The following is a 22768-nucleotide window of genomic DNA, read 5'->3' on the forward strand; positions in this document are numbered from 1 at the left end:
GCCCTCGTCGTGTCTCCGGGTGCGCTACAGTCGATCCGGGCCGGCGTGGCGGAATGGCAGACGCGGAGCACTCAAAATGCTTTGTCCGAGAGGACGTGTGGGTTCGAGTCCCACCGCCGGCACCAGGAGCGTCTCGGAGCGGCCGCCAGGTCGCTCCGGGACGCTCTTCTGTTTCGGTGTGGGGCGCCTCGAGCCCCAGGGCCCCGCCGGCCAGAGGCTCCGTGCGTCGCGAATGCCACGTGCGGAGAAGGCCCGGTGGGACTCGAGTCCCACCGCCGGCACCAGGGTTCACGAGATCCGAAACTCCTGTCCAGTAGGATGGATCCGTGACTGAAGAGCAGCAGCCTGAGCAGCCCGCCTCGTCCGCCCCGCGACGCGTCGTCGTCGCCGAGGACGAGTCGCTGATCCGCCTCGACATCGTCGAGATCCTCCGCGACAACGGCTTCGACGTGGTCGGCGAGGCCGGCGACGGCGAGACCGCGGTGCAGCTGGCCACCGAACTGCGCCCCGATCTCGTCATCATGGACGTGAAGATGCCGCAGCTGGACGGCATCAGCGCCGCGGAGAAGCTGCACAAGGGCAACATCGCCCCGGTCGTGCTGCTCACGGCGTTCAGCCAGAAGGAGCTCGTCGAGCGCGCGAGCGAGGCCGGTGCGCTGGCCTACGTCGTGAAGCCCTTCACCCCGAACGACCTCCTGCCCGCGATCGAGATCGCCCTGGCCCGCCACGAGCAGATCATCACGCTCGAGGCCGAGGTCGCCGACATGGTCGAGCGCTTCGAGACCCGCAAGCTCGTCGACCGGGCCAAGGGCCTGCTCAACGAGAAGATGGGCCTCAGCGAGCCCGAGGCCTTCCGCTGGATCCAGAAGGCGTCGATGGACCGTCGCCTCACCATGCAGGACGTGGCGAAGGCGATCATCGAGCAGCTCGCCCCCAAGAAGTAAGGGCGTGGATCTCGGAGACGGGATCCGCCTCCGTCCGCTTCTGGCGGGCGACGGCGAGGACCTCGCCGCCGCGTACGCCCGCAACCGCGAGCACCTGGCGCCCTGGGAGCCGCTGCGCTCCGAGGAGTTCTTCACGGTGCGCTGGCAGCAGGGCCACGTCGACGAGACGCTGCGCGCCGTCGATGCCGGTCGCAGCTGCGCCTTCGTGCTGACGGATGCCGGCGAGCGCATCGTGGGCCGACTGAACCTCAGCGACATCGTCCGCGGTGCGTTCTGGAGCGCCCATCTGGGGTACTGGATCGACGGCGCGGTGACCGGACGGGGCACCATGCGCCGGGCGGTCCGAGCCGTCTGCGACCAGGCGCGCGACGACCTCGGCCTGCATCGCGTGCAGGCCGCCACCCTCCTGCACAACGCGGCCTCGCAGCGCGTCCTCCAGGCGAACGGCTTCCGCGAGATCGGCCGTGCGGAACGCTATCTGAGGATCGCGGGGGAGTGGCAGGACCATCTGCTCTTCGAGCGCATCCTGGAGGATGGTCCGGATCACCGTCCCTGAGCGCTCACGCGCCGGGAAGATCCTTGATCATGTTCGTGATGCGGATGGTCGAGCAGCGCCGGCCCTGATCGTCGTTCACGACGATCTCGTGAACCGTGAGGCTGCGGCCGAGGTGCACCGGCGTGCAGACGCCGGTCACCACGCCGCTGGTCGCCGAGCGGGTGTGCGTGGCGTTGATGTCGACGCCCACGGCGAGCTTCCCGGGACCGGCGTGCAGGTTCGCCGCCATCGAGCCGAGCGACTCGCCCAGCACCACATAGGCGCCGCCGTGCATGAGGCCCACCGGCTGCGTGTTCCCCTCGACCGGCATCGTCGCGACGCAGCGGTCGACGGAGAACTCGACCCAGCGGAGCCCCATCCTCTCGGCGAGGGCGCCCATGCCGCGCTCCGCCGCCCAATCGAGTCCGGGGCTGGCCGGCACTGCATCGATGTCGGCCGGGTCGCTCACGCGGATCCTCCTCGATTCGATGTCCGTCGGTGTCGTTAGGCTGAAGTGGTGACGGACTCCGCAAAGCCTACCCTCATGGTCGTCGACGGCCATTCGCTCGCGTATCGGGCGTTCTTCGCCCTTCCGGTGGAGAACTTCACCACCAAGGACAACCAGCACACGAACGCCATCTATGGCTTCCTGTCCATGCTGGTGAACCTCATCAAGGCCGAGCGGCCGACCCACATGGCGATCGCCTTCGACACGTCGCGGCACTCCTTCCGCACCGATGAGTATCCGGAGTACAAGGCGACGCGCTCGGAGACGCCGTCGGAGTTCCGCGGGCAGATCCCGCTGCTGCAGGACTGCCTCGCAGCGATGTCGATCCCGGTGCTCACCAAGGAGGGGATCGAGGCCGACGACATCCTCGCCACGCTCGCCGCACAGGGCTCCGCCCAGGGGTACGACGTGCTCGTGGTGTCGGGCGACCGCGACACGATCCAGCTCGTGAACGACGAGGTCACCCTTCTCTACCCGAACGTGCAGGGCGTGTCCCAGCTCAAGCGCTACGACCCGGTCGCCGTGCAGGAGCGCTACGGGGTGCGCCCGGAGCAGTATCCCGACATCGCCGCGCTCGTCGGCGAGACCAGCGACAACCTACCGGGCGTGCCGAAGGTGGGCGAGAAGACCGCGGTGAAGTGGCTGACCCAGTTCGGGTCGCTGGACGAGCTGCTCGATCGCGCCGGCGAGATCAAGGGCGTCGTGGGCGGAAACCTGCGCGAGCACATCGACGACGTGCGTCGCAACCGCAAGCTGAACCGTCTCCTGCAGGACGTCGAGCTGCCGGTCGGTCCTGCCGACCTGGCCGTGATGCCGATGGATGCGCAGGCCGTGCGCGACATCTTCGCGCGCCTCGAGTTCCGCACGCTGCTGCCGCGCGTCTTCGAGGCGGTCGGCGAAGAGGCTCCGGAGGAGGAGTCCACGGCCGTCGCCGTGCCCGCCGCGGCCGAGCTCGCCGCCGAGGGCCTCGCCGCCTGGCTGGCCGCAGCGACCGGCGAAGTCGCCGTGGAAGTGACGGTCTCGGGCGGTCTGCCGCGTCGTGTCGGACTCGCCCACGGCGACGACCTGGCCGAGCTGTCCTGGGATCCGGCGGTGCAGGCCGCCCTGGGCGACTGGCTGGAGTCCGACGCCCCGAAGGTCTTCCACGACGCGAAGCCGCAGATCAAGGCGCTGAGCACCGCGGGGGTCCGCATCGCCGGCGTCTCCTACGACACGAACCTCGCGGGTTGGCTGCTCCGTCCGAGCTACCCGGACAAGACGCTCGCCGACCTCGTCGACCGCTATCTCGGGGAGAAGCTGCCGGAGTCTGATCCGAGCCAGCTGGTGCCCGAGACCGAGGGGGCGTCGCCCGCACAGCTCGCCTGGTTCGCCGCCCGCGTGGCCACCGCGCTGCGTGCCGATGTGCCGGAGAGCGTGGATCGCGTGCTGCGCGAGATCGAGCTGCCCACCCTCCTCACGCTCGCGGACATGGAGCTCGCGGGTGTCGCCGTCTCCCACGAGATCCTCTCCGGCTTCTCCCAGGAGCTGGGGGAGCGCGCGGCCCGCATCGCCGAGGAGTCCTTCGCGATCATCGACCGCGAGGTGAACCTCGGTTCGCCGAAGCAGCTGCAGGAGGTGCTCTTCGAGCAGCTCGAGCTGCCGAAGACGCGCAAGACGAAGACCGGGTACTCGACCGACGCGGCCGTCCTCGCAGACCTCCAGGAGAGCAACCCGCACCCGTTCCTCGATCTGCTGCTGCAGCACCGCGAGGCGACGAAGCTCCGGCAGATCATCGAGTCCCTCGACACGGCGATCCGCTCCGACCATCGCATCCACACGACGTACGTGCAGACGGGCAGCCAGACCGGGCGGCTGAGCAGCACCGACCCGAACCTGCAGAACATCCCGGTGCGCACCGAGGAGTCGCGGCGGATCCGCAGCGCGTTCCGGGTCGGCGACGGCTACGAGACGCTGCTCACCGCGGACTACTCGCAGATCGAGATGCGCATCATGGCGCACCTCTCCGGCGATGAGGGTCTCATCGAAGCCTTCAACTCCGGGGAGGACCTGCACCGCTTCGTGGGCGCACGCGTCTTCGGGGTCGAGCCCGACGAGGTCACGCCCGCGATGCGCACCAAGGTGAAGGCGATGTCCTATGGCCTGGTCTACGGCTTGAGCGCCTTCGGCCTGTCCAAGCAGCTGCGCATCGAGCAGTCCGAGGCGAAGCAGCTCATGATGGAGTACTTCGCCCGCTTCGGCGCCGTGCGCGACTATCTGCGCGCCTCGGTGATCGCGGCGAAGGAGGTCGGCTACACGGAGACCATCTTCGGCCGTCGCCGCCCGTTCCCGGACCTGGTGAGCCCGAACCGCGTCCTCCGCGAGAACGCCGAGCGCGCGGCGCTCAACGCCCCGATCCAGGGGAGCGCGGCCGACATCATGAAGATCGCGCTGTTCCGCATCCACGCCGACCTGCACGATCAGGGTCTCGCATCCCGCGTCCTGCTGCAGATCCACGACGAGCTCGTGGTCGAGGTCGCGCCGGGCGAGTGGGACCCGACCGAGCGCATCGTGCGCGATCGCATGGCCGGCGCGGCGGATCTGTCGGTGCCGCTGGACGTGCAGGTCGGTCGCGGCGCCGATTGGAACGAAGCGGCGCACTGAGCCGCGCAGCCTGACTCCGGGGAATGACGCGGCCGCCCTGACGCGTCGTTCCCTGGGGCAGGGCGCCTTCCGCGGATAGGCTCGGGGGATGACCGCAGAGCAGCCCACGACGCGCACGCCCTCCGCCATCGATCAGATCGCCGAGGGCTGGGTCGACACCCTCACCGACCTCTCTCCGATCCTCGGCACCTACATCGGGCGCAACGAGGTCAACCACCGACTCGACGACTACAGCCCGTCCGGTCATGAGCGATCGGTCGCAGAGACGCGGCGGGTGCTCGCCGAGCTCGACGCGCAGGAGCCCGTCGATGAGATCGACCGTGTCACCAAGACCGACCTCTCCGCCGAACTGCGGCTGTCGCTGGAGCAGAGCGAGGCGCAGTGGCATCTCCGCGACCTGAACGTGATCGCCTCGGCGGCGCAGGACATCCGTCAGTCCTTCGACCTCATGCCGACCGGCACCGCCGAGGACTGGCGCGTGATCTCCGAGCGGCTCGGCGCGGTCCCGGCCGCCCTCGAGGGCTATGTCGCGACGCTGCGCGAGGGCATCGACAAGGGGGTCGTGCCCGCCCGCCGTCAGGTGGTGGAGGTCGCGACCCAGATCGCCCGCTACACGGCCGACGACGGCTTCTTCGCCTCGTTCGTCGCCGACGCCGCCACGGAGGAGGGGCAGCTCCCGGCGAGCCTGGCCCGCGACCTCGCCGACCGCTCCGCCGCGGCCAGGGTGGCCTATGACGAGCTGCGCACCTTCCTCAGCGCGGAGCTCGCGCCCGCCGCCGGTCAGCAGGATGCGGTCGGACGAGACCTGTACGCTCTCGCATCGCGGCGCTTCCTGGGCGCCACCATCGATCTCGACGAGACCTACGAATGGGGCCGTGAGGAGCTCGCCAGGATGGTCGCCGAGCAGACGGCCATCGCGAACGAGATCCTGCCCGGTGCCACCGTCGAAGAGGCCGTGGCGCATCTCGAAGCGGATCCCGCCCGCAAGCTCCACGGGACAGACGCGCTGCAGCGCTGGATGCAGGAGACCAGCGACCGTGCGATCGCCGAGCTGGGCGCGACGCACTTCGACATCCCCGAGCAGATCCGCGAGCTCGAGTGCATGATCGCGCCGACCCAGGAGGGCGGGATCTACTACACCGGCCCGACCGACGACTTCTCCCGTCCCGGCCGGATGTGGTGGTCGGTGCCCGAGGGCGTGACGGAGTTCGACACCTGGCGCGAGCTCACGACCGTCTACCACGAGGGCGTGCCGGGGCATCACCTGCAGATCGCGCAGGCCACCTACAACCGCGCCGAATTGAACACCTGGCGGCGCGTGCTCGCCGGCACCTCGGGCCACGCCGAGGGATGGGCCCTCTACGCCGAGCGCCTCATGGAACAGCTCGGCTATCTCGACGACCCCGCGGACCGGCTCGGCATGCTGGACGGCCAGCGCATGCGCGCGCTGCGCGTGGTGCTCGACATCGGCGTTCACCTCGGGAAGCCCCGCCTCGACGGCGACGGCGTCTGGGATCACGACTACGCGCTCGACATGATGCGCCGCAACGTCAACATGTCGGATGAGTTCCGTCAGTTCGAGGTCAACCGCTATCTCGGCTGGCCGGGGCAGGCGCCGTCGTACAAGGTCGGACAGCGCATCTGGGAGCAGGTGCGTGACGCCGTCAAGGAGCGCGAGGGCGACGCCTTCGACATCAAGACGTTCCACAAGCGCGCCCTCGACATGGGCGGTGTCGGTCTGGACACGCTGCGCAGCGTGTTCCAGGTCGGCTGAGCGCCTTCTCGTTCTGGGAAGGGGTCGCGGGAATGTCCGCGACCCCTTTCGCCTTTATTCAGGTGAATAGAAAGGGACTCAGCATGGAGATCGAGTTCGGACTGGACACGTTCGGCGACATCACCGTCGACGCGGACGGCAACACTCTCAGCGCAGCGCAGACCATCCGCAACATCGTGGAGCAGGCGGCCCTGGCCGATCGGGTCGGCGTCGACTTCTTCGGGGTGGGGGAGCACCACCGGCGCGACTTCGCCGTGTCGAGCCCGGAGATGGTGCTGGCGGCGATCGCCTCGCGCACGGAGCGTCTCCGCCTGGGTACCGCCGTGACGGTGCTGAGCTCGGACGACCCCGTGCGCGTCTTCGAGCGCTTCGCAACCCTCGACGCGCTGTCCGGCGGTCGCGCCGAGGTCGTGCTGGGTCGCGGATCCTTCACGGAGTCCTTCCCGCTGTTCGGCTTCGATCTGCGCGACTACGACCGGCTCTTCGAGGAGAAACTGGAGCTGTTCGTCGAGCTGCTCAAGGAAGAGCCAGTGAACTGGCAGGGGACGGTCCGCCCGCCGCTCGAGAACGCCGATGTCTTCCCGAAGACAGAGAAGGGCATGCGGACTTGGGTGGGCGTCGGCGGGTCTCCCGAATCGGTCGTGCGCGTCGCACGGCACGGGCTCGGGCTCATGCTCGCCATCATCGGCGGACCGGCGGCGCGCTTCCGCCCGTTCGTCGACCTGTACCACCGGTCCGTCGACGCCTTCGGGAACCCGGCGCTCCCCGTCGCGGTGCACTCGCCGGGACATATCGCCGACACCGACGACGAGGCGTGGTCCACCGCCTACCCGGGCTTCGAGACGATGCGCAACACGATCGGCGCCGAGCGCGGCTGGGGCACGGGCTACAGCCGCGCCCAGTTCCAGAACGAGGTGGGACCCGAGGGGGCCGTCTACGCCGGCTCCCCGGAGCGCGTCGCCGCCAAGATCGCCGACACCGTGCGCACGCTCGGCATCGGCCGCTTCGACCTCAAGTACGCCACCGGCACGACGTCGCACGAGGCTCTCATGCGCAGCATCGAGCTCTACGGCACCGAAGTCATCCCGCGGGTGCGGAAGCTGCTCGCCGCCGACTGATCTCGGCTCGACGGGGCCGCACGGACGCACGTCCGCGCGGCCCCGTCGTCGTAGGCTGAGAGGATGAGCGCTGTTCGATTCGTCGCCATCGGAGACTCCTTCAGCGAGGGGGTCGGCGACGAGCTTCCCGACGGCACCGTGCGCGGCTGGGCCGACCTCGCGGCGCTGGGCTGGGCGGAGGCGCTCGGCGAACCGATCTCCTACGCCAACCTCGCGATCCGCGGACGCCTTGCATGGCCCGTGGTCGAGGAGCAGCTGGAGCCCGCGCTGGCGCTGAACCCGACGCACCTGTCCTTCAACGCCGGGGGCAACGACATGCTGCGCCCGAAAGCCGACATCGAGCACATCGCCGACGCGTTCACGCGCGTGCTCCGGCGGTGCGACGAGGCCGGCGCCACGCTCATCGTCCTCTCCGGAGCGAACCCGTCCGCCCAGCTCCCGCTGACCTCGCTCATCCAGCGCCGAGGCGACGAGCTCTCCGCCGCCGTGCTGCGCCGGATCCAGGACCGCCCCGATGTGGTGCAGGCCCTGAACTGGCCGGACCGCGAGCTCAGCAGGCCCGAGTACTGGGCGGAGGACCGGCTGCACATGAACGCGAACGGGCACCACCGCGTCGCCGCGCGGGTGCTCGACGCCGTCGGCGCCGGAGCGCCCGAGGAGTGGTGGCATGCCCATGAGGTGCCGGAGGAGGAGCCGCTCAGCACGGCCGCCTACTACCGCCGACACGTCGGCCCGTGGATCAAACGCCGCGTGACGCGGCGTTCCTCGGGTGACGGCCGTCGACCCAAGTTCGCCGACTGGACCGAGATCCGCCCGTCGTCTGCGGGCTGAGCGCGATCGGAACCGCCGCAGCCCGCGGCGCGGGTCAGCGCGTCACGCGGGAGAGGAACTCCGCCGTGGCGGGGTGCTGAGGAGCGTCGAAGATCTGCGCGGGCGGCCCCTGCTCGACGAGCACTCCGTCCTTGAGGAACACGACGCGATCGGCGACCTCGCGCGCGAAGGACATCTCGTGCGTCGCCATGAGGATCGTCGTGCCGCGCCCCTTGAGCTCCCGGACGAGATCGAGCACCTCGCCCACGAGCTGCGGGTCGAGTGCGCTCGTGATCTCGTCGAGGAGCAGCAGCTCCGGATCCGTGAGGATCGCGCGCACGATCGCCACACGCTGCTGCTGCCCGCCGGAAAGACGGTCGGGGTAGGCATCGGCCTTGTCGCCCAGCCCCAGTGTCGTCAGCAGCTCGCGGCCGCGCCGGGCGGCCTCCGCCTTCGGCAGGCGGTGCACGCGGCGCGCTGCGAGCGTGACGTTGTCGAGCACGGTGAGATGCGGGAACAGGTTGAAGTGCTGGAAGACGACCCCGATCCGTGCGCGGATCGCGTCCGCGTCGATCCGCGGATCCGTGATGTCGGTTCCCGACAGCAGGATCTGCCCGTCGTCGACGCGCTCGATGAGGTTCATCGTGCGCAGCAGCGTGGACTTCCCGGATCCGGACGCCCCGATCAGCACGACGACCTCGTGCGCGTCGACGGCGAGGTCGATGCCGCGGAGCACGTCATGATCGCCGAAGCGCTTGCGGACGCCGACCGCTTCGATCACGGGCGCGGTCATACGATTCCTCCGGCCTGCTCGCGCTTGTTCAGTCGTGCGGTGACGACGTCGGTGAACCGGATCATCGGCCAGCTCAGGATCACGAAGAAGAGCCCGGCGACGATGTACGGCGTGAAGTTGAAGGTCTCGGCCACCTGCAGCTGTGCCGCGCGGACCGCGTCGATCGCACCGAGCACGGAGATGAGACCGACGTCCTTCTGCATCGACACGAAGTCGTTCATGAGCGCAGGGACGACTTTGCGCACGCCCTGGGGGATGACCACGATCCGCAGGGTCTGGCCGTGCGTGAGACCGAGCGATCGGGCGGCCACCCGCTGCGACGGATGCACCGCCTCCATGCCCGCCCGCAGCACCTCAGCCACGTACGCGGAGTAGCTGATCACGAGGGCGATCGTGCCCCAGAACATCGCGGGCATCCGGGGGAAGATCATGAGCGCGGGGATGCCGAAGCCCACCAGGTACAGCACGATGAGCAGCGGCACGCCCCGGAAGAAGTCGGTGTACGCCGCGGCGAGCAGTCGCAGCGGGAAGAACACCGGGCCGCGCAGGGAGCGCAGGACGGCGAGCAGGGTACCGAGCAGCGCCACGCAGACGGCTGCGATCACCAGGACCAGGAGGTTGACGAGCAGGCCCTGGAAGATCGGCCCGACGCTCTCGAGGGCGACCTTCGGGTCGAAGAAGGTCTCGCGGACCACCTTCCACCCCGGGGTGTTGGCGAGGACGACGATGATCACCGCCGCGACCGCGAGGCTGCTCAGCAGCGCGATCAGGACGGAGCGCGTCGTCGCCCGGCGACGGAGATCGCGGCGGGACAGCTCGAGCGCGCTCGGCTGCCACGCCGCATCGACCAGGGGAGAGGTCACTTCAGGACGGGGACGTTCACGGCCTCGCTGAGCCACTTCTTCTGCAGCTCCGCGATCGTTCCGTCCTTCTGCAGCGCGTCGACCGCCTTGGTGACGGCCGGGGTGAGCGGGGAGTTCTTCGGGAGGACGAACGCGAACTGGTCGCCGCCCTTGTCGTCGGCGAACTGCCCGACGACGGTGCCGTTCTCGAACTGCGACGCCGTCACGTAGAACGCACCGGGCAGGTCGGTGATCATCGCATCGATCTGGCCGCCCTTGAGGGCCTGCACCACATCGTCGACCGAGTTGAAGACGCTGAGGTCGCCCGTGCCGAGCTGCGCCTTCGCGACGGTGTAGCTCGTCGTGCCGGTCGCCACGCCGACCTTGGCCTTCTTCAGGTCCGCGACGCTCGTGGCCGACGCGGCAGGGCTGCCCTTCGCCGCTACGACCGCCTGCGTGGTCGTGTAGTACGAGGAGGAGAAGTCGACGGCCTTCTTGCGGTCGTCCGAGATCGAGAACTGCTGGATGTTGAGGTCCCAGTCCTTGGGGCCGGGGGCGATCGCGGCGTCGAAGCCGGTGCGCGTCCAGACGATCTGCTTGTCGGAGAAACCGAGCTCGGCAGCGACGGCGTGGGCGACCGCGCCCTCGAAGCCCTTCCCGTTGGACGGGTCGTTGTCGATGAACCAGGGCTCGTAGTCGGGGTCGCCGGTCGCGATCGTGAGCTTTCCCGCGGTCACGGTCTGCAGCGCCGCGCCGGTGGCGTCGGCTCCGGCCGAGGGCGCGGACGCGGAGGAGCCGCTGCAGGCGGCGAGCGACAGGGCGGCGGCGGCGATCGTCGAGACGAGTGCGACGCGACGCAGAGCGGGTGCGAGGGACACGGGAACTCCTGAGATGCGGGTGCGGGGGCGGACGGGTGGGACTGCGGGCGCAGGTGCCCCGTTCATACCGTAGAGGAATCGGCGAGCCGCCAGTCGGCGAAGTCGAAACCCGGCGACACGAAACAGGAGACCAGCACCTCCTCTGCGTCGAGCGGACGCGCCGCCTGCCACACGCCGGCCGGGACCAGCGCCTGCGCGGCGGCGCCGTGCCCGAGCACGATCGTCTCGGCCGCTCCCGGTGCGGCATCGGATCCGCCGAGGCTGAGCTCGAGGCGGCCGGGACCGTGCCAGAGCCAGAGCTCATCGCTGGAGACGACATGCCAGGCGCTGGATTCGTCCGGCGTCAGCAGGTAGTGGATGCAGGTGGCTGCGGGGCGCGTGCCCCCGGGCGTCTCGATCGGGTTCGGGCTCGTCCAGGTGCGGCGGAACCAGCCCCCCTCGGGGTGCGGCTCGAGACCGAGGCGGATCGCGGTCGAAGGAAGGGGCTCAGTCATGGGTGTCTCCTGGACGGGTCAGGGAGTCTCGAAGGCGGTCGTCGAGTGGCGGAGCTCGCCGGTGATGACGGTGGCGGCCGAACGCCCGGCTCCCGATTCCACGAGCTCCACGACGGCGTCCGCCCCGGGCGCGACGTCGAAGAAGGCGAGGTCCGCGAGCGCACCGACGGCGAGATATCCGGTGCGGTCAGGGCCGACGTCGATGCCCATGGAATGCGCGCCTCCCAGGGTCGCGGCGTTCAGCAGGCGCGCGTGCAGGTCGCGATCGGTGTACCCCTGGGAACGGGCGATGCGGGCCAGCTCGGCGACGTCGGCGAGCAGATCCAGAGAAGGACTGGAGGAGAGCGAGTCGGTTCCCACGGCGATGGCGTTGCCCTCGCGCAGGTACGCGGCGATCGGCGGTTCCTCCAGGCCGATGACCGCGTTCGAGCGCGGGCACAGCGCGACGCTCGTGTGCCGCTCCCGCAGGATCGCGCGATCGCGTGCGCTCATGTACACGCCGTGCGCGATGTGACAGTCGGGTCCCAGGACGCCGAGCTGGTCCACGAACTCGGTCGCGCTCGTGCCGAAGCCCGCGTCGCGCAGCTCCTGGAAGCTCGCGAGCCCTGCGGTATGCCAGGCGTGGGCCTGATCGTGGGCGAACTCGCTCTCGAAAGCCGCCTCGCCGAGATGGATGTGGATCCGCGTTCCACGCTCACGGACGATGTCCGGGATCTCCAGGAGGGGCTCGATCTCGAGCGAGTACGGCGCATGGGGAGACAGCCCGGTGCCGGGGGGAGTGGGAAGAGCGTCCAGGGCGTCCTCGACCTGACGTCGCCCCGTGCGCGCCCAGTCGGCGTTGGTCCAGCTCATCACCTCCCAGTAGGTGATGCCGTGCAGGCGCGCATCGTGCAGCGCAGACGCCGCGGACCGGTCCGTCACGACGTCCGCGGCGGCGGTCGTGCCGGTGCGGATCAGCCGGGCGGCGCCATCGGCGGCATCAGCGGCCCAGTCCTTCCCCTGCTCGTAGACGGGGTCGAAGGCCGTCGCCCAGTCCTCGAAACCCTGGTATCGTCCCCGACCCACCTCGGCCATCCCCGTGTACTGCAGGTGGGTGTGGGCGTTCACGAGACCGGGGATCAGCACGCCCGGCCAGTGCACCTCTGTGGACGCGAGGCCACGGTCGTCGAGAGAGCGACGCACCCAGGCGCGTTCGCCCACGTGCAGGATCCGCCCGTTCTGCACGGCCACCGCGCCGTCGACGATGGGGGGAGCGGTGATGGGGAACACCTGTCCGGCGGAGTACAGGGTGACGTCGCTCACGCCGTCGCCTCCCGGTATCGCGGAGAACGCCAATCGTCCTGGGCGAGCCGCTGGGCATCACTGCGGACGTCGAGCTGTTCGCCTCGCGCCGCGAGGGCCGCACGGGCGACCGCCTGATCGGCCTCGGCGGGGAACGGATGCACGCCGGCCGGAAGCTGCGCCCCGAGCAGCTGCGCCACCGCCGACAGCTGCACCGCGAAGGACAGATCCATGATCTCGATCGGATTGCCCTCCGCGGCGGCGAGGTTGACGCATCCGCCCCGCGCCAGGAGAAGCGCGCCGTCCTCGGTGCGATCGAGATGGGGGAGAGGGGCGCCGGCCCGCTCCTCGGGCCGCAGCACCGCGACATCGACTTCGCCCGGCACACCCCCGGCGACCGCCACGATCCTCGCGACGCGCAGCGTCTCGGCGTCGACCGTATGCGGCGCGCCGGTCGCGGAGACCACGAGGGCGCCCGGAGCGAGGTCTCGGAGTCTTCCCGTCGCGTAGCCGTCGTGCGCCGCGCGGAGCGCGCGCACCGGATCCGTCTCCGTCACACCGACGATCGTCCCGAGCGCGCGCAGGTGCGCGGCGACGCCCTCGCCGACGGGGCCGTAGCCGACGACCACCGCATGCTGGTCGCGCAGTCCGATGCCGGCAGCATCCAGCACATCGGCGATCGCGAAGACGCAGGACTGGCCGGTGCCGTAGCGGTTGTCGAACGCCGTCTTCATGGGCGCGTCGTTGACGGCGATCACCGGGATGCGCAGCGCGCCCTGCGCGGCCATCCGCCGGAGAGGCGTCAGGCCGCTGGTCGTCTCCTCGGCGGCGCCCCGCAGCGTGCCCAGCTCATCCTGCTCGTGGGCGAGCCGGATGAGATGCGACCCGTCGTCCAGCAGCAGGTCGAGACCTCGACGAAGGAAGGCGACTGCGGCATCGCGCTCGGCGCTCCCCGACAGCGCAGGATCCCCGTCGACCGGGATGCCGCGCCCGCGCAGCGCGGCGGCGACCGCAGGATCGATCTCATCGGGGTGCGCGTACACGGCGACTTCGGCGCCGGCGCTGCGGAGCAGGAGCGCGAGCTGCGCGGTCTTCGGCTCGAGCACCATGGCGATGCCGATCCGGACGCCGCGCACGACGCCGTTCTCGCGCAGCGCGTCGGCGATCCCGCGGGACACGGGCATGTGCGTGCCGGCGAAGTCGATGCGCTCGTCGGCGGTCGCCCGGGGCGGCAGCGCGGCTCCGTCCAGCAGGATCTCCGGCGTTGCTCCCGGTTCGAAGAGGACCGAGCCCTCGCCGAGACGTGCACCCAGCCGCACGAGGAGAGCACGCAGTTCATCGGCCGTCTCTCCGTCTCCGACGACATCGAAGGTGCGGCCTGCCACGAGCAGGTTGGTCGAGCGGGCGAACCGGCGCACGAGTCGTTCGGCGGTCAGGAGGGCGTCGGGCACGTGCTTCAGCGTAGACGTTCCGTCCGCTTCGCCGGCGCCGTAAGGCGACGAACCGCTAGACGCCGCGGGCGGCTCGCGGCAGCCGGTAGGTGAGCTCCGCAAAGGGGCCTGCCCGGCGGGCGCCCACGAGCTCGAGCTGTGTGTGATCGAGGTCGCGGGGGAGCAGCGGCTTGCCCGCGGCGAGGGTCGCCGGAGCGAAGGTGATGACGATCTCATCGAGCAGGTTCGCATCGACGAACTGGCCCACGAGCTCTCCGCCGCCGACGATCCACACGTCCTTGCCCGCGGCCGCCGCCACGATGTCCGGCCAGTGCTCGATCACGGATCCCTGCACGAACCGGATATCCGCCCCGGGCACGGGCTCCGGCTCGCGTCGCGTGAAGACGAACGTCGGACGATCGCCGTAGAACTGCTGCCAGCGCTCGGGATGCGCCATCAGATCCTCATGGTTCCGCACCCACTCGTACGTCGCGGAGCCCTCGACCAGGACCCCGATGCCTTCGCTGAACGCGGCGATATCGGCCGTCGCCTCGTCCTGCGGGATGGTCAGGAGCCAGTCGAGGGAATCCTGCGGATCTGCGAGGAACCCGTTCAGAGTGGAGGCGGTGTAGAAGATCGCGCGCGTCATGGGGGAGAGGTTACGAGGGGCCGCCGACATCCGTTGCGGCCCGGCAGCGGTCGCGTGATCGATGCGAGCGACGGTCTCCTAGACTTCCGTGGGATGAGCGAGATCGAGATGCGGGCATTGCCCGGGGGCACCGTCGGATTGCACGACGCGCGCTCGAAGCGTCGCTGGCAGGTGTCCTTGCAGCCCTTCGAGATCGGCGTCTACGCGGTCACGGAGGAGCAGGTCGCCGAACTGCTCGGCATCGCGGCCGAACATCCCGATCGCCCCGCGGTGGACGTGTCCTGGCAGCGCGCCGTACGCTTCTGCAACGCCGCATCCGAGTGGGAGGGACTGGATCCGGTATATCGGTTCGACGGTACGGACGTGCACTGGGACGTCTCCGCCGACGGGTTCCGGCTTCCGACCGAGGCGGAGTGGGAGTACGCCTGCCGCGCAGGCTCCACGACCCCGCACTACGGCCCCCTTCCGGACATCGCGTGGACGTCCGCCGACGGCGTGCGGCACCCGCAGCGCGTGGGGGAGCGGATGCCGAATCTGAACGGACTGTTCGACACTCTCGGCAACGTGTGGGAGTGGTGCTGGGACCTCCTGGATCCGGCCCGCTACGGCGAGTACCGGGTGTTCCGCGGCGGTGGTTTCGCCGACGACGCCTGGAACGTGCGCGCCTCGGTACGCCGGGGAGGGGATCCGCGGACGGCCCAGGACGACCTCGGGTTCCGCGTGGCGCGCGGCGGCTTCGACGGCCACGACGCCGCTCAGGGCTGGTCGCTCGCCGCGGACGAGGAACGAGCGCTGCTCTCCGGCCCGCTGCCCACGGGGTGGACCCCACGACGCTGACGGACACGCGTCGGGTCAGCGATCAGCCGCCCGGGCAATCGCAGGGCTCGCCGCTCGAGCATTGGCACGGCGCAGCCGGATAGTCGCTCTCATCGACGTGATGCCGGACGCCCAGGTCATCGAACGGCATGATCTTCGCCTCGGCCAGCCCTTCGGGGAATCGGCCCGCGGCGAGGCGCTCGGCGCAGTCTGCGGAGGCGGTGTCCACCCGCGAGCCCTCCGGCGCCACCAGCAGCGTCCAGCACGTGCGCAGCGTGGCCTGCTGGAAGAACAGGCCACCGCCGGCCTCTCCGCTGGCTGATGCTGTCAGCGTCAAGGCTGTGCCGGAAGCGTCCTGGCGGAGGTCGGTCAGCAACCAGGTGCCCTCCGCGCTCCCGCGGCGGACGTCCGCCAGCCCGGGGATGGTCGCCACTGCTGCTTCGGGATCCTGAGTCAGTGCCACTCGGGATTCCCAGATCCGGTCCTGGGACTCCTCGACCAAGGAGGCGAGTCCTTGCCGGGCGCCGTGCTCGGCGTCTGCCTCCGGCGACCAGGCGATGCAACCCGACAGGGGCACGACGCTTGCACCCAGCATCAGCGCACCGAAGATCCGGGTCGTCCTCGACCTGTCCATGTCGCCATCGTGGCACGAGACGCATGCCTCTGCGGGGATGGGCCCGGTCCGTCGCTGGGGGAGCGCGTTCCGTTCACCCCCGTCGTGCCGGGACACCGGGACACCGTCGATGGCAGGATGGGCCCATGCCCGACGACCCTCGCACCGCGATGCTCACGACGGATCGTCTGGTGCTGAGGCCGCAACGGGAGGCGGACGCAGAGGTGTTCCGGCAGCTGTGGACCGAGCGCGACGAGCGCGTGCCTTCGCACCGCAGGCTCTCCGCGGACGGACGTCCGACGGTCGCGGAGATCGCGGAGGGGATCCGCCAGGACCGCGCCCCGGAACAGCCCGGTCTGCTTACCGTCGTGCTCCGCGATACCGACGAGGTGATCGGATACTGCGGGGTGGTGTTCGACGGAGATGGCGAACGGCCCGAGCTGGCCTTCGAACTGCTGCAGGCGGCGCACAATCGCGGCTACGCGACGGAGGCGGGCCGGATCGTCATCGGCTGGGCTCGAGACCACGGGTATCCGCTGCTATGGGCGACCGTATGGGAATGGAACCTCGCCTCACGCCGCGTCCTGACGAAGCTGGAGTTCGTCGACACCGGCGTCGTGACGAAGGAGAGCCCGCACGGGCGTTCGCTGCTCATGATGCGGGACGTCCCCGCCTGATCGGGATCGCCTCGGAGACCGCGTTCGCGTACGCAGCCTGGACGTTCTCACTGACGCGTCGAGTCATTCCCTACGTTCGAATCGGACGTCTCGTCAGGGAGCGCGGAGAGTACGAAGCGAAGGGCTGCGGGGAGCCGGGGGAGAGGGGCGACAACCCGTCCAGTGCAAGAGGAGGCACCGCAGGAGAACCGGACAAGCCCGGCGACGAGATTCGCAGTGAAGACCGGCGAGCGTGGCCCAACCACTAGACCTCTCGGCTAGGCGCAACTCAGAGAAGCGGGGGATCACCGTGATTCGCCGCTTCTTCACCGCCTCCTGCACCTCATTGCAGAGAGCCTCTCCTTCGGCGATCCAGGCTTGCCCCATCTCAGTAGACGGCCAGCGGATCTCGATACAGGGTCAAGTGCTTCCTGCCACACCCGAACCCACTCGGCAAGTCGCCGCTCTAGATCTGTGGACAGCCCAAGGTGCTCGGGGCGTAGAGCAACCGGTCCCCAGAGTGGCCACTTGTGTCCCCAGTCGGGGAAGAAGGCGATCTGGTTCGAAGGCTCCATCGGTTTCATAGCTTCCCATGTTTCGAACGTGTTCAATACTTAGTAGTCTGAAGGCATGTCAGATCTTGACGAGATTCCGGTTGGTGCGAGCGCTCGTTGCCCCGCGTGGTGGCCGAGTCTCAGAGTGGGGATCTGGGTCGTCGTCATCGTCTTGGCCGCGCCGGTGATCTTCATCGACGGCATAGTCGTGACCCTCGTCACCTTGCGCAACGCGACGTACACGACGAACGTCACGATCTCGCTGAGCTATCTCAACGATGCCGGGCGAACGTATTCCTGCACGTACGACTACAGCACTCCGAATGATGCGCCGATGCCTCCCGCGATCGCAAGGCAGATGAACAACCAGGACTGGTCCGCGACTGGTCAGCAGATGTACGAGTGGTCCAAAACACATCGCGCCGCGGAGGGCTCAACCTGGGGCCTGGCGATGGAGGAGTTCGTCAAGTTCCCGGGCTGGCAGGTCGACACGCCCACAGGGTCCACGCACGAGCTCTGGTGGGAGGAGCGCCCCGGGAGCAACTGCGAAGACGGCCTACGATGAGGCAGCATCCGCGCGCCCATCGCGCCCGGCAGGCTTTGATCGCCATCGCCGCCTCACGCCGGCGGGTGCCGACCAGCCGGACCCCGCCGCCGGCGGCCTCGGCGGGGGAGATCTCGAACATGCCGACAATCCTCCGACTAGTGGTGTAGGTGCGTATTCCTGAGCGGCGTATTCAATGACGATCGATGCTCCTGGAGCGGGCGGCCGCGCAGGAGGGATCCTTGTGCGCGTGGTCGGCTCGCCAGTTGTCTGATTCGACGCACGACGAGTCGATCAGCGTGCGGATCCTTTCTGTCTTGCGAGTGATTCGCTCGAAGTGCTGTTGTCGCTGGGCGGTCGGTCGTCGCGGGCAAGCGTTCCGGGCATTTGCGGATCGAGCAAGGCGCGCAGTTGTTGGCGAGCGTGTTGGTAGCGACCGCGATCGGTGGAGGCGGGAATGCCTAGCAGGGTGGTGCATTCGACCAGGGTGAGGCGTCCCCGGTGCACCAACCGGACAATCTCCGCAAGCTCAGGCGGAAGACGCTCGATGGCGTCCCGAACATCCACACCAGCAGAAGGCACCCGAAGGGCCAGGTTTGGGGTGAGTCACGAACTCGGTAGAAACGGCCAACGCCAACCCTGCCAGCCAATCCCAGATCAGCCGACCCGAGTCTCACAGTGTTGGTGGGTGTTCTGACGGGGTGGCTCGCGCGATCTCCTGGAGTTCGAGGATCATCGTAAGTTGTTCGCGATTGATCTCGAGCAGGAGTTCGATGTCCTTCCTTGCTGCGATGTTGGTGTCGAAGTCGTGTTTGGCGAGTGCAGCTGCGATTGCGTCTTGCCGCTTCGCGGCGATGAGAAGGATCGCACCTTGCATGCCGGCGAGCATGCTGAGGAAGAGGTTGAGCAGAATGAATGGGTACGGGTCCCAGATCATGCCGCGTACCGAGTTGATGATCCACCATGCGGTCATGAATGCGATGAAGGAGCCAACGAACGTCCAACTACCCATCACGTTACGCAATCGGTCCGCTGAACGCTCGCCGACGCTGAGTCTCGCGTATGCCTGCTGGTGCCAGGTGCGAGTTGGTGCAGGACGGGCGCTCCGAGCCGGGAAGCTCGCGAGAATCGCGTCGTGGTCATCGATTTTCATCGGTTCTCCTGGTTGGCCAAGGCATGTCCCGGAGCTGTCGTAGGTGCTTTGAGCTTGTGGTGTTGGCGTCCGATTTGTCCCGGCTCCGCCTGACAGCTCCTGGAGAAACCTCTTGACCGGTGTCGCGATTCGCTGGAGTAGCGAGAGGGTGGGCGGGAAGTCGCTGAGCGGGTCGTCAGGGTCTCTGTTTGCGGTTGATCACTTGCCGGGTGATGCCGATGGTCAGTGTGCCCACGAGGAGGACGATGCCGACGATGGCCAGCCACAGGAGGCCCTTGAACGCGAATCCGACGATCGTGAGGACTGCCCAGATCACGACGAGGAGGATGATGAGGATCATATGCTTTGTCTCATTTCCAAGAGTGGGCAGGCGAATGGGTCGCGTTCGCCCAGACCTACCCGGTTGATGTAGCGCAGGACGATCCCGTACGACGCCCAGAGGCCTGTCTGCGTGTACGGCACGTTGTGATCGGCGCAGTAGGCGGCGATCATCGGTGCGGCATGCTTCAGGTACGGCCGTGCCATCGAGGGGAACAGGTGGTGCTCGATCTGGTAATTGAGCCCGCCCATTGCGGTATCGAGGAACCAGCTGCCACGGATGTCGCGGCTCATCATGACTTGACGACGCAGGAAGTCGAGACGCATGTCGTGTGGCACGAGCGGCATGCCCTTGTGGTTCGGGGCGAACGACACGCCCATGTAGAACCCGAAGACGCCGAGTTGCACGGCGAGGAACACAGCGGCTTTGTCCGGCGAGAGAACGAGGAATACGAGTGCGAGGTATCCGAGGAAGCGCGTCAGCAGAAAGCCGATCTCGATTGGGCGGTGTGCGAGCGGGTCGCGATGGAACACGCGGTAGAGGCTCGACGCATGCAACGAGATTCCTTGCAGCAACAGAATGGGATAGAAGAAGACGCCCTGGTGAGCGAGGAACCACCGCGCCAGCGGCGGCCGGTCCCTCGCCGCTTGCTCAGGGGTGAATGCGATCACTGGCAGGTCAATGTCGGGGTCGGAACCGATCATGTTCGGATGAGCGTGATGCCGCGTGTGCTTGTGCTGCCACCACCCATAGCTCATCCCGACGAACAGATCGCCGAGGATGAGGCTGACCCAGTCGTTCCAGCGTCCCGACCGGAAGATCTGGCGGTGCGCGGCATCATGACCGAGGAACGCGATCTGCGTGAAGACGACGGCGAAAAGCACACCAGTGAACATCTGCCACCAGGTGTCCCCGATCACGATAAAGAAGATGGTCGCGGCTGCGACGACAACGGGTACGCAGATGAGCTTCGTCCAGTAGTACCCGTATCGGCGGTGCATCAGCCCGGCGGACTTCACCATCTGCGCCAGATCGGTGTAGTCGCTGTTGCCGGCTTGCCGCACCGGTCCCAGGCTGGATACCCCCGGACGGGTTTTCTTGACAGTCATGATCCCGCTCCTCTCGGCGTTCTCGCGCCGGGGTCTCGAGCGGATCTAACTCCAGGTTACGCCCGTTTGCGCCTGGGCGATATGGTCAGCTCCGAGACCGGGAGGGAGCGGTTCGTGATCGCCTCCGCGAGGGCATGGAGCGTGAGGTTGCGGTCTCGGGCGTAGCGCCGCAACAGTGCGAACGACTCGTCCATGGATGTGCCGCTGGCCTGCGCGACCGCTCCCTTGGCCTGCTCGATGAGGACCCGGCTGTCAAGGGCTCTCTGCAGTTGTTCTGCGACGACCTGCGCGTGCGCCGAGACACGCTGTTGCAGGATGCTGATGGTCGCGACATCGGCGAGTGCCTGGGCTGCGCTCGCGTCACGGTCGCTCAAGGCACCGATCGATGTGCCGAAGAGGTTCATCGTCCCGATCGTGTCTCCCCGCAACCGCAGGGGGATCGCATGCGTGGAATGGAAGCCGCGCCGCAAAGCCTCTTCCCGGAACGCCGGCCATCGGGTGGTGGCTGAGACGTCGGGCACCGAGACCTGCTCGCCCATTGCGAAGCAGTCCAGACACGGGCCGACCCCGGCCGCGAGCTGCAGGACTTCGACGAGTTCGGCGCTCTCGGTGGTCGAAGCGACCACCTGGAGATTCCCGTCCGCATCGAGGAGCATGAGCCCGCCCGCCTGCACCTTCACGATCTCCGTGCATTCGCTCACGAGCGTGTGGAGCAGCTCGACGACGTCATAGTCATCCGTGAGCGTATCGGCGACCATCACGAACGCGGCGTTGAGACGGTCCTCTCTGGATGTGCTGGCCATGTGCACCCTTCCTGTCTGACATGTTATGCCGGGATCAACCGGGCAGATCACGGAAGTCGAGAGTCCGCTCGACGACATCGAGCGCAACATCCTCGAGCGGACGCCCCGTCGAGAATGCGTAGGCCCGCAGGAGATCGAGCGCTTCCGCCGTGGTCACGTTGAGCTGCACGAAGACCATCCCGACCGCCTGGTGCACTTCGCGGCGGAGGCCGTGCCGCGTCGCCTCCGGGATCTCTCCCTCGGATGCGGCGTACATCGCCGCCCGCACCGCCGGGGCCGCGACCTTCCTTGCGAGGGAGAACGCGCGAGCCGTTGCCTCACGATCGAACGGACCCGGCGTCCGCCGATACAAGTCGACCACTCCCAGCAGCACTGGTCCGGCGAGAATCGGGAAGGCGAACAACGCTCCGATGCCGAGCGTCGTGAGGTCCGCGCCGAAGACCGGCCAATCCGGGTGGCCGTCCTGAGCGACGTCCGCGCTGATCGACGCCTTGCCGGTGCGCGCCACGACCCAGCGCGGTCCCTCGCCGAGGGCGAACTGCATCGCGTCGAGACGTCGCGCAAGAGGATCGCTCGCGCACACGGTCGTCGCGTCGCCGTCACGGCGGAACACGGAGATCGAAGCGCCCGACACAGGCAGCAGCTCGACGAAGGGCGCGCAGAGGTCGGCGCCCCACTCCCAACCGGGGACGCCCGCCAGGGGAGCACCGCTCCCCACTTGGGACGCTTCTGCCATGAACCAGTCGCCGCCGCTCTCGACGGGGGCCGGCGCGCAGACCGCATGCCGACAGGACGCGCAGCGTCCGCTACGCATGTCCTCACCCTACTCGGCGCCACTCACATGGCGTGAGCTGCTCTTGACAGAAATCTCAGCACGGGCATACTTTGACGGTGTTGCTCCAGTCCCTGGCAGCGGTCAATCAACCCTGCACTCGGAGAACCCGATGGACGTTTCCCAACTCCCTCAACCTGGCGTGATCTATGCCGCCACCATCCGCCCCGCGGATCTAGCGCTCCCCGCGAGCCACCCCGTCGACATCAGCCACCTCCTCCGCCCTTCAGCGCGTGGCCCGGCTTATGTCTTGACCTCAGAGGTCTGAATATCCGCGATTCCTTACCGCACCTCCGAGGGCGCAAGCACCGGGTCGTGAGGCGCTTCGAGGTCAGCGGGCGCGGGTCTGGCGGGCAGTACGGAAGCGGCAAGCCAAGAGTGTTCGTCGCGGGCTGCCGTCAGAGTTCCGAACCAGTTTCCGGCAATCTGTGCGTCGGGTGTGGCGCTGCGCCTGCCTCGATCCGCCCGACTCTCCTCGATGTTCGAGCCGCTGACGTCCTCGACGATGCAGAACGTCACGCCCGGACCCAGGCCCAGGCGCCCTGCAGCATCCGGGCAACGAAAGGGACGCGCGTCGATTGCGTTCCTGACACGACGGATCCATCACTCTTCTCCCATGGGTGAGTGCGAACGGCTGGTGTTCTTGCGGTTCTCTCTGACGAGATCAATACGC

At 68.4% G+C, this 22768-nt stretch carries 23 protein-coding genes and 1 tRNA gene; 10 read left to right on the top strand and 14 right to left on the bottom strand.

Features of this window, described 5'->3' with window-relative positions; all coding sequences use genetic code 11:
* Positions 1-39: 39 nt before the first annotated feature.
* The 3 genes from J8G10_RS04695 to J8G10_RS04705 all read left to right on the top strand — a co-directional run bounded on the left by J8G10_RS04695 (position 40) and on the right by J8G10_RS04705 (position 1500).
* Positions 40-125, top strand: a tRNA-Leu gene (locus tag J8G10_RS04695).
* A 201-nt stretch (positions 126-326) separates the two neighbouring features.
* Complete coding sequence (locus J8G10_RS04700; RefSeq protein WP_045252013.1) at positions 327-944, top strand: ANTAR domain-containing response regulator; 618 nt, start codon at positions 327-329, stop codon at positions 942-944.
* 4 nt (positions 945-948) lie between these two features.
* Positions 949-1500, top strand: a complete 552-nt coding sequence (locus J8G10_RS04705) for a GNAT family N-acetyltransferase (protein ID WP_251439771.1) — start codon at positions 949-951, stop codon at positions 1498-1500.
* A 4-nt stretch (positions 1501-1504) separates the two neighbouring features.
* On the opposite strand, the gene J8G10_RS04710 is transcribed toward J8G10_RS04705, so the two are convergent.
* Positions 1505-1879: a hotdog fold thioesterase gene (locus tag J8G10_RS04710; protein ID WP_251442348.1), complete on the bottom strand. Its 375-nt coding sequence runs from the start codon at positions 1877-1879 to the stop codon at positions 1505-1507.
* 117 nt (positions 1880-1996) lie between these two features.
* Here J8G10_RS04710 and polA point away from each other — a divergent pair, with 117 nt between their 5' ends.
* The 4 genes from polA (at position 1997) to J8G10_RS04730 (ending at position 8350) form a co-directional block, all read left to right on the top strand.
* Positions 1997-4627: a DNA polymerase I gene (gene polA / locus J8G10_RS04715; protein ID WP_251439774.1), complete on the top strand. Its 2631-nt coding sequence runs from the start codon at positions 1997-1999 to the stop codon at positions 4625-4627.
* Positions 4628-4715: 88 nt separating this feature from the next.
* The gene (locus J8G10_RS04720; protein ID WP_251439776.1) at positions 4716-6401 is read left to right on the top strand and encodes a DUF885 domain-containing protein; all 1686 of its coding nucleotides are present in this window, start codon (positions 4716-4718) and stop codon (positions 6399-6401) included.
* An 83-nt stretch (positions 6402-6484) separates the two neighbouring features.
* Complete coding sequence (locus J8G10_RS04725; RefSeq protein ID WP_251439779.1) at positions 6485-7519, top strand: LLM class flavin-dependent oxidoreductase; 1035 nt, start codon at positions 6485-6487, stop codon at positions 7517-7519.
* A gap of 63 nt (positions 7520-7582) precedes the next feature.
* Positions 7583-8350, top strand: a complete 768-nt coding sequence (locus tag J8G10_RS04730; RefSeq protein ID WP_251439782.1) for an SGNH/GDSL hydrolase family protein — start codon at positions 7583-7585, stop codon at positions 8348-8350.
* A 34-nt stretch (positions 8351-8384) separates the two neighbouring features.
* On the opposite strand, the gene J8G10_RS04735 is transcribed toward J8G10_RS04730, so the two are convergent.
* From J8G10_RS04735 to J8G10_RS04765, 7 genes are all read right to left on the bottom strand, one after another.
* The gene (locus tag J8G10_RS04735) at positions 8385-9122 is read right to left on the bottom strand and encodes an amino acid ABC transporter ATP-binding protein (RefSeq protein WP_251439785.1); all 738 of its coding nucleotides are present in this window, start codon (positions 9120-9122) and stop codon (positions 8385-8387) included.
* The gene (locus J8G10_RS04740) at positions 9119-9985 is read right to left on the bottom strand and encodes an amino acid ABC transporter permease (protein WP_251439788.1); all 867 of its coding nucleotides are present in this window, start codon (positions 9983-9985) and stop codon (positions 9119-9121) included. Before J8G10_RS04740 ends, J8G10_RS04735 begins: the two co-directional genes overlap by 4 nt.
* Positions 9982-10842 carry an ABC transporter substrate-binding protein gene (locus tag J8G10_RS04745; protein ID WP_251439791.1) on the bottom strand — a complete coding sequence of 287 codons (861 nt, stop codon included), beginning with the start codon at positions 10840-10842 and terminating at the stop codon, positions 9982-9984. Before J8G10_RS04745 ends, J8G10_RS04740 begins: the two co-directional genes overlap by 4 nt.
* 62 nt (positions 10843-10904) lie before the next feature.
* Positions 10905-11336 carry a cupin domain-containing protein gene (locus J8G10_RS04750; protein ID WP_251439794.1) on the bottom strand — a complete coding sequence of 144 codons (432 nt, stop codon included), beginning with the start codon at positions 11334-11336 and terminating at the stop codon, positions 10905-10907.
* An 18-nt stretch (positions 11337-11354) separates the two neighbouring features.
* On the bottom strand, positions 11355-12638 hold the full coding sequence (locus J8G10_RS04755) for an amidohydrolase family protein (RefSeq protein ID WP_251439796.1): 1284 nt from the start codon (positions 12636-12638) through the stop codon (positions 11355-11357).
* Complete coding sequence (locus J8G10_RS04760; RefSeq protein WP_251439799.1) at positions 12635-14068, bottom strand: adenosylhomocysteinase; 1434 nt, start codon at positions 14066-14068, stop codon at positions 12635-12637. The genes J8G10_RS04755 and J8G10_RS04760 overlap by 4 nt, the downstream gene beginning before the upstream one ends.
* A gap of 55 nt (positions 14069-14123) precedes the next feature.
* Positions 14124-14696, bottom strand: a complete 573-nt coding sequence (locus J8G10_RS04765) for a dihydrofolate reductase family protein (protein WP_251439803.1) — start codon at positions 14694-14696, stop codon at positions 14124-14126.
* 93 nt (positions 14697-14789) lie between these two features.
* Between J8G10_RS04765 and J8G10_RS04770 the strand changes: the two genes are divergently transcribed.
* Complete coding sequence (locus J8G10_RS04770; RefSeq protein WP_251439807.1) at positions 14790-15533, top strand: SUMF1/EgtB/PvdO family nonheme iron enzyme; 744 nt, start codon at positions 14790-14792, stop codon at positions 15531-15533.
* Between the two features lie 22 nt (positions 15534-15555).
* On the opposite strand, the gene J8G10_RS04775 is transcribed toward J8G10_RS04770, so the two are convergent.
* Positions 15556-16146 carry a hypothetical protein gene (locus J8G10_RS04775; protein WP_251439809.1) on the bottom strand — a complete coding sequence of 197 codons (591 nt, stop codon included), beginning with the start codon at positions 16144-16146 and terminating at the stop codon, positions 15556-15558.
* A 125-nt stretch (positions 16147-16271) separates the two neighbouring features.
* On the opposite strand from J8G10_RS04775, the gene J8G10_RS04780 reads away from it, so the two are divergent.
* Together J8G10_RS04780 and J8G10_RS04785 are read left to right on the top strand one after the other, a co-directional pair.
* The gene (locus J8G10_RS04780) at positions 16272-16802 is read left to right on the top strand and encodes a GNAT family N-acetyltransferase (RefSeq protein WP_251439812.1); all 531 of its coding nucleotides are present in this window, start codon (positions 16272-16274) and stop codon (positions 16800-16802) included.
* A gap of 609 nt (positions 16803-17411) precedes the next feature.
* The gene (locus tag J8G10_RS04785) at positions 17412-17900 is read left to right on the top strand and encodes a hypothetical protein (RefSeq protein ID WP_251439815.1); all 489 of its coding nucleotides are present in this window, start codon (positions 17412-17414) and stop codon (positions 17898-17900) included.
* Between the two features lie 652 nt (positions 17901-18552).
* Here J8G10_RS04785 and J8G10_RS04790 read toward each other — a convergent pair.
* The 5 genes from J8G10_RS04790 to J8G10_RS04810 all read right to left on the bottom strand — a co-directional run bounded on the left by J8G10_RS04790 (position 18553) and on the right by J8G10_RS04810 (position 22077).
* Positions 18553-19032, bottom strand: a complete 480-nt coding sequence (locus J8G10_RS04790) for a DUF1003 domain-containing protein (RefSeq protein ID WP_308220671.1) — start codon at positions 19030-19032, stop codon at positions 18553-18555.
* A 175-nt stretch (positions 19033-19207) separates the two neighbouring features.
* Entirely contained in the window at positions 19208-19372 is a 165-nt protein-coding gene (locus J8G10_RS04795) for a hypothetical protein (RefSeq protein ID WP_251439818.1), read from the bottom strand.
* Positions 19369-20460 carry an acyl-CoA desaturase gene (locus J8G10_RS04800; protein ID WP_251439821.1) on the bottom strand — a complete coding sequence of 364 codons (1092 nt, stop codon included), beginning with the start codon at positions 20458-20460 and terminating at the stop codon, positions 19369-19371. Before J8G10_RS04800 ends, J8G10_RS04795 begins: the two co-directional genes overlap by 4 nt.
* 56 nt (positions 20461-20516) lie before the next feature.
* Entirely contained in the window at positions 20517-21263 is a 747-nt protein-coding gene (locus J8G10_RS04805; protein WP_251439824.1) for a GAF and ANTAR domain-containing protein, read from the bottom strand.
* 34 nt (positions 21264-21297) lie between these two features.
* Complete coding sequence (locus tag J8G10_RS04810) at positions 21298-22077, bottom strand: GAF and ANTAR domain-containing protein (RefSeq protein ID WP_251439839.1); 780 nt, start codon at positions 22075-22077, stop codon at positions 21298-21300.
* Positions 22078-22768 lie beyond the last annotated feature (691 nt).

This window comes from Microbacterium sp. USTB-Y, from assembly GCF_023703415.1.
GTDB lineage: Bacteria > Actinomycetota > Actinomycetes > Actinomycetales > Microbacteriaceae > Microbacterium.

Coding starts and splice junctions, on each gene's coding strand:
- J8G10_RS04710 (WP_251442348.1), bottom strand. CDS start 1,879: ATGGGCGCCCTCGCCGAGAGGATGGGGCTCCGCTGGGTCGAGTTCTCC.
- J8G10_RS04720 (WP_251439776.1), top strand. CDS start 4,716: ATGACCGCAGAGCAGCCCACGACGCGCACGCCCTCCGCCATCGATCAG.
- J8G10_RS04725 (WP_251439779.1), top strand. CDS start 6,485: ATGGAGATCGAGTTCGGACTGGACACGTTCGGCGACATCACCGTCGAC.
- J8G10_RS04730 (WP_251439782.1), top strand. CDS start 7,583: ATGAGCGCTGTTCGATTCGTCGCCATCGGAGACTCCTTCAGCGAGGGG.
- J8G10_RS04735 (WP_251439785.1), bottom strand. CDS start 9,122: ATGACCGCGCCCGTGATCGAAGCGGTCGGCGTCCGCAAGCGCTTCGGC.
- J8G10_RS04750 (WP_251439794.1), bottom strand. CDS start 11,336: ATGACTGAGCCCCTTCCTTCGACCGCGATCCGCCTCGGTCTCGAGCCG.
- J8G10_RS04765 (WP_251439803.1), bottom strand. CDS start 14,696: ATGACGCGCGCGATCTTCTACACCGCCTCCACTCTGAACGGGTTCCTC.
- J8G10_RS04770 (WP_251439807.1), top strand. CDS start 14,790: ATGAGCGAGATCGAGATGCGGGCATTGCCCGGGGGCACCGTCGGATTG.
- J8G10_RS04775 (WP_251439809.1), bottom strand. CDS start 16,146: ATGGACAGGTCGAGGACGACCCGGATCTTCGGTGCGCTGATGCTGGGT.
- J8G10_RS04780 (WP_251439812.1), top strand. CDS start 16,272: ATGCCCGACGACCCTCGCACCGCGATGCTCACGACGGATCGTCTGGTG.
- J8G10_RS04785 (WP_251439815.1), top strand. CDS start 17,412: ATGTCAGATCTTGACGAGATTCCGGTTGGTGCGAGCGCTCGTTGCCCC.
- J8G10_RS04790 (WP_308220671.1), bottom strand. CDS start 19,032: ATGAAAATCGATGACCACGACGCGATTCTCGCGAGCTTCCCGGCTCGG.
- J8G10_RS04795 (WP_251439818.1), bottom strand. CDS start 19,372: ATGATCCTCATCATCCTCCTCGTCGTGATCTGGGCAGTCCTCACGATC.
- J8G10_RS04800 (WP_251439821.1), bottom strand. CDS start 20,460: ATGACTGTCAAGAAAACCCGTCCGGGGGTATCCAGCCTGGGACCGGTG.
- J8G10_RS04805 (WP_251439824.1), bottom strand. CDS start 21,263: ATGGCCAGCACATCCAGAGAGGACCGTCTCAACGCCGCGTTCGTGATG.
- J8G10_RS04810 (WP_251439839.1), bottom strand. CDS start 22,077: ATGCGTAGCGGACGCTGCGCGTCCTGTCGGCATGCGGTCTGCGCGCCG.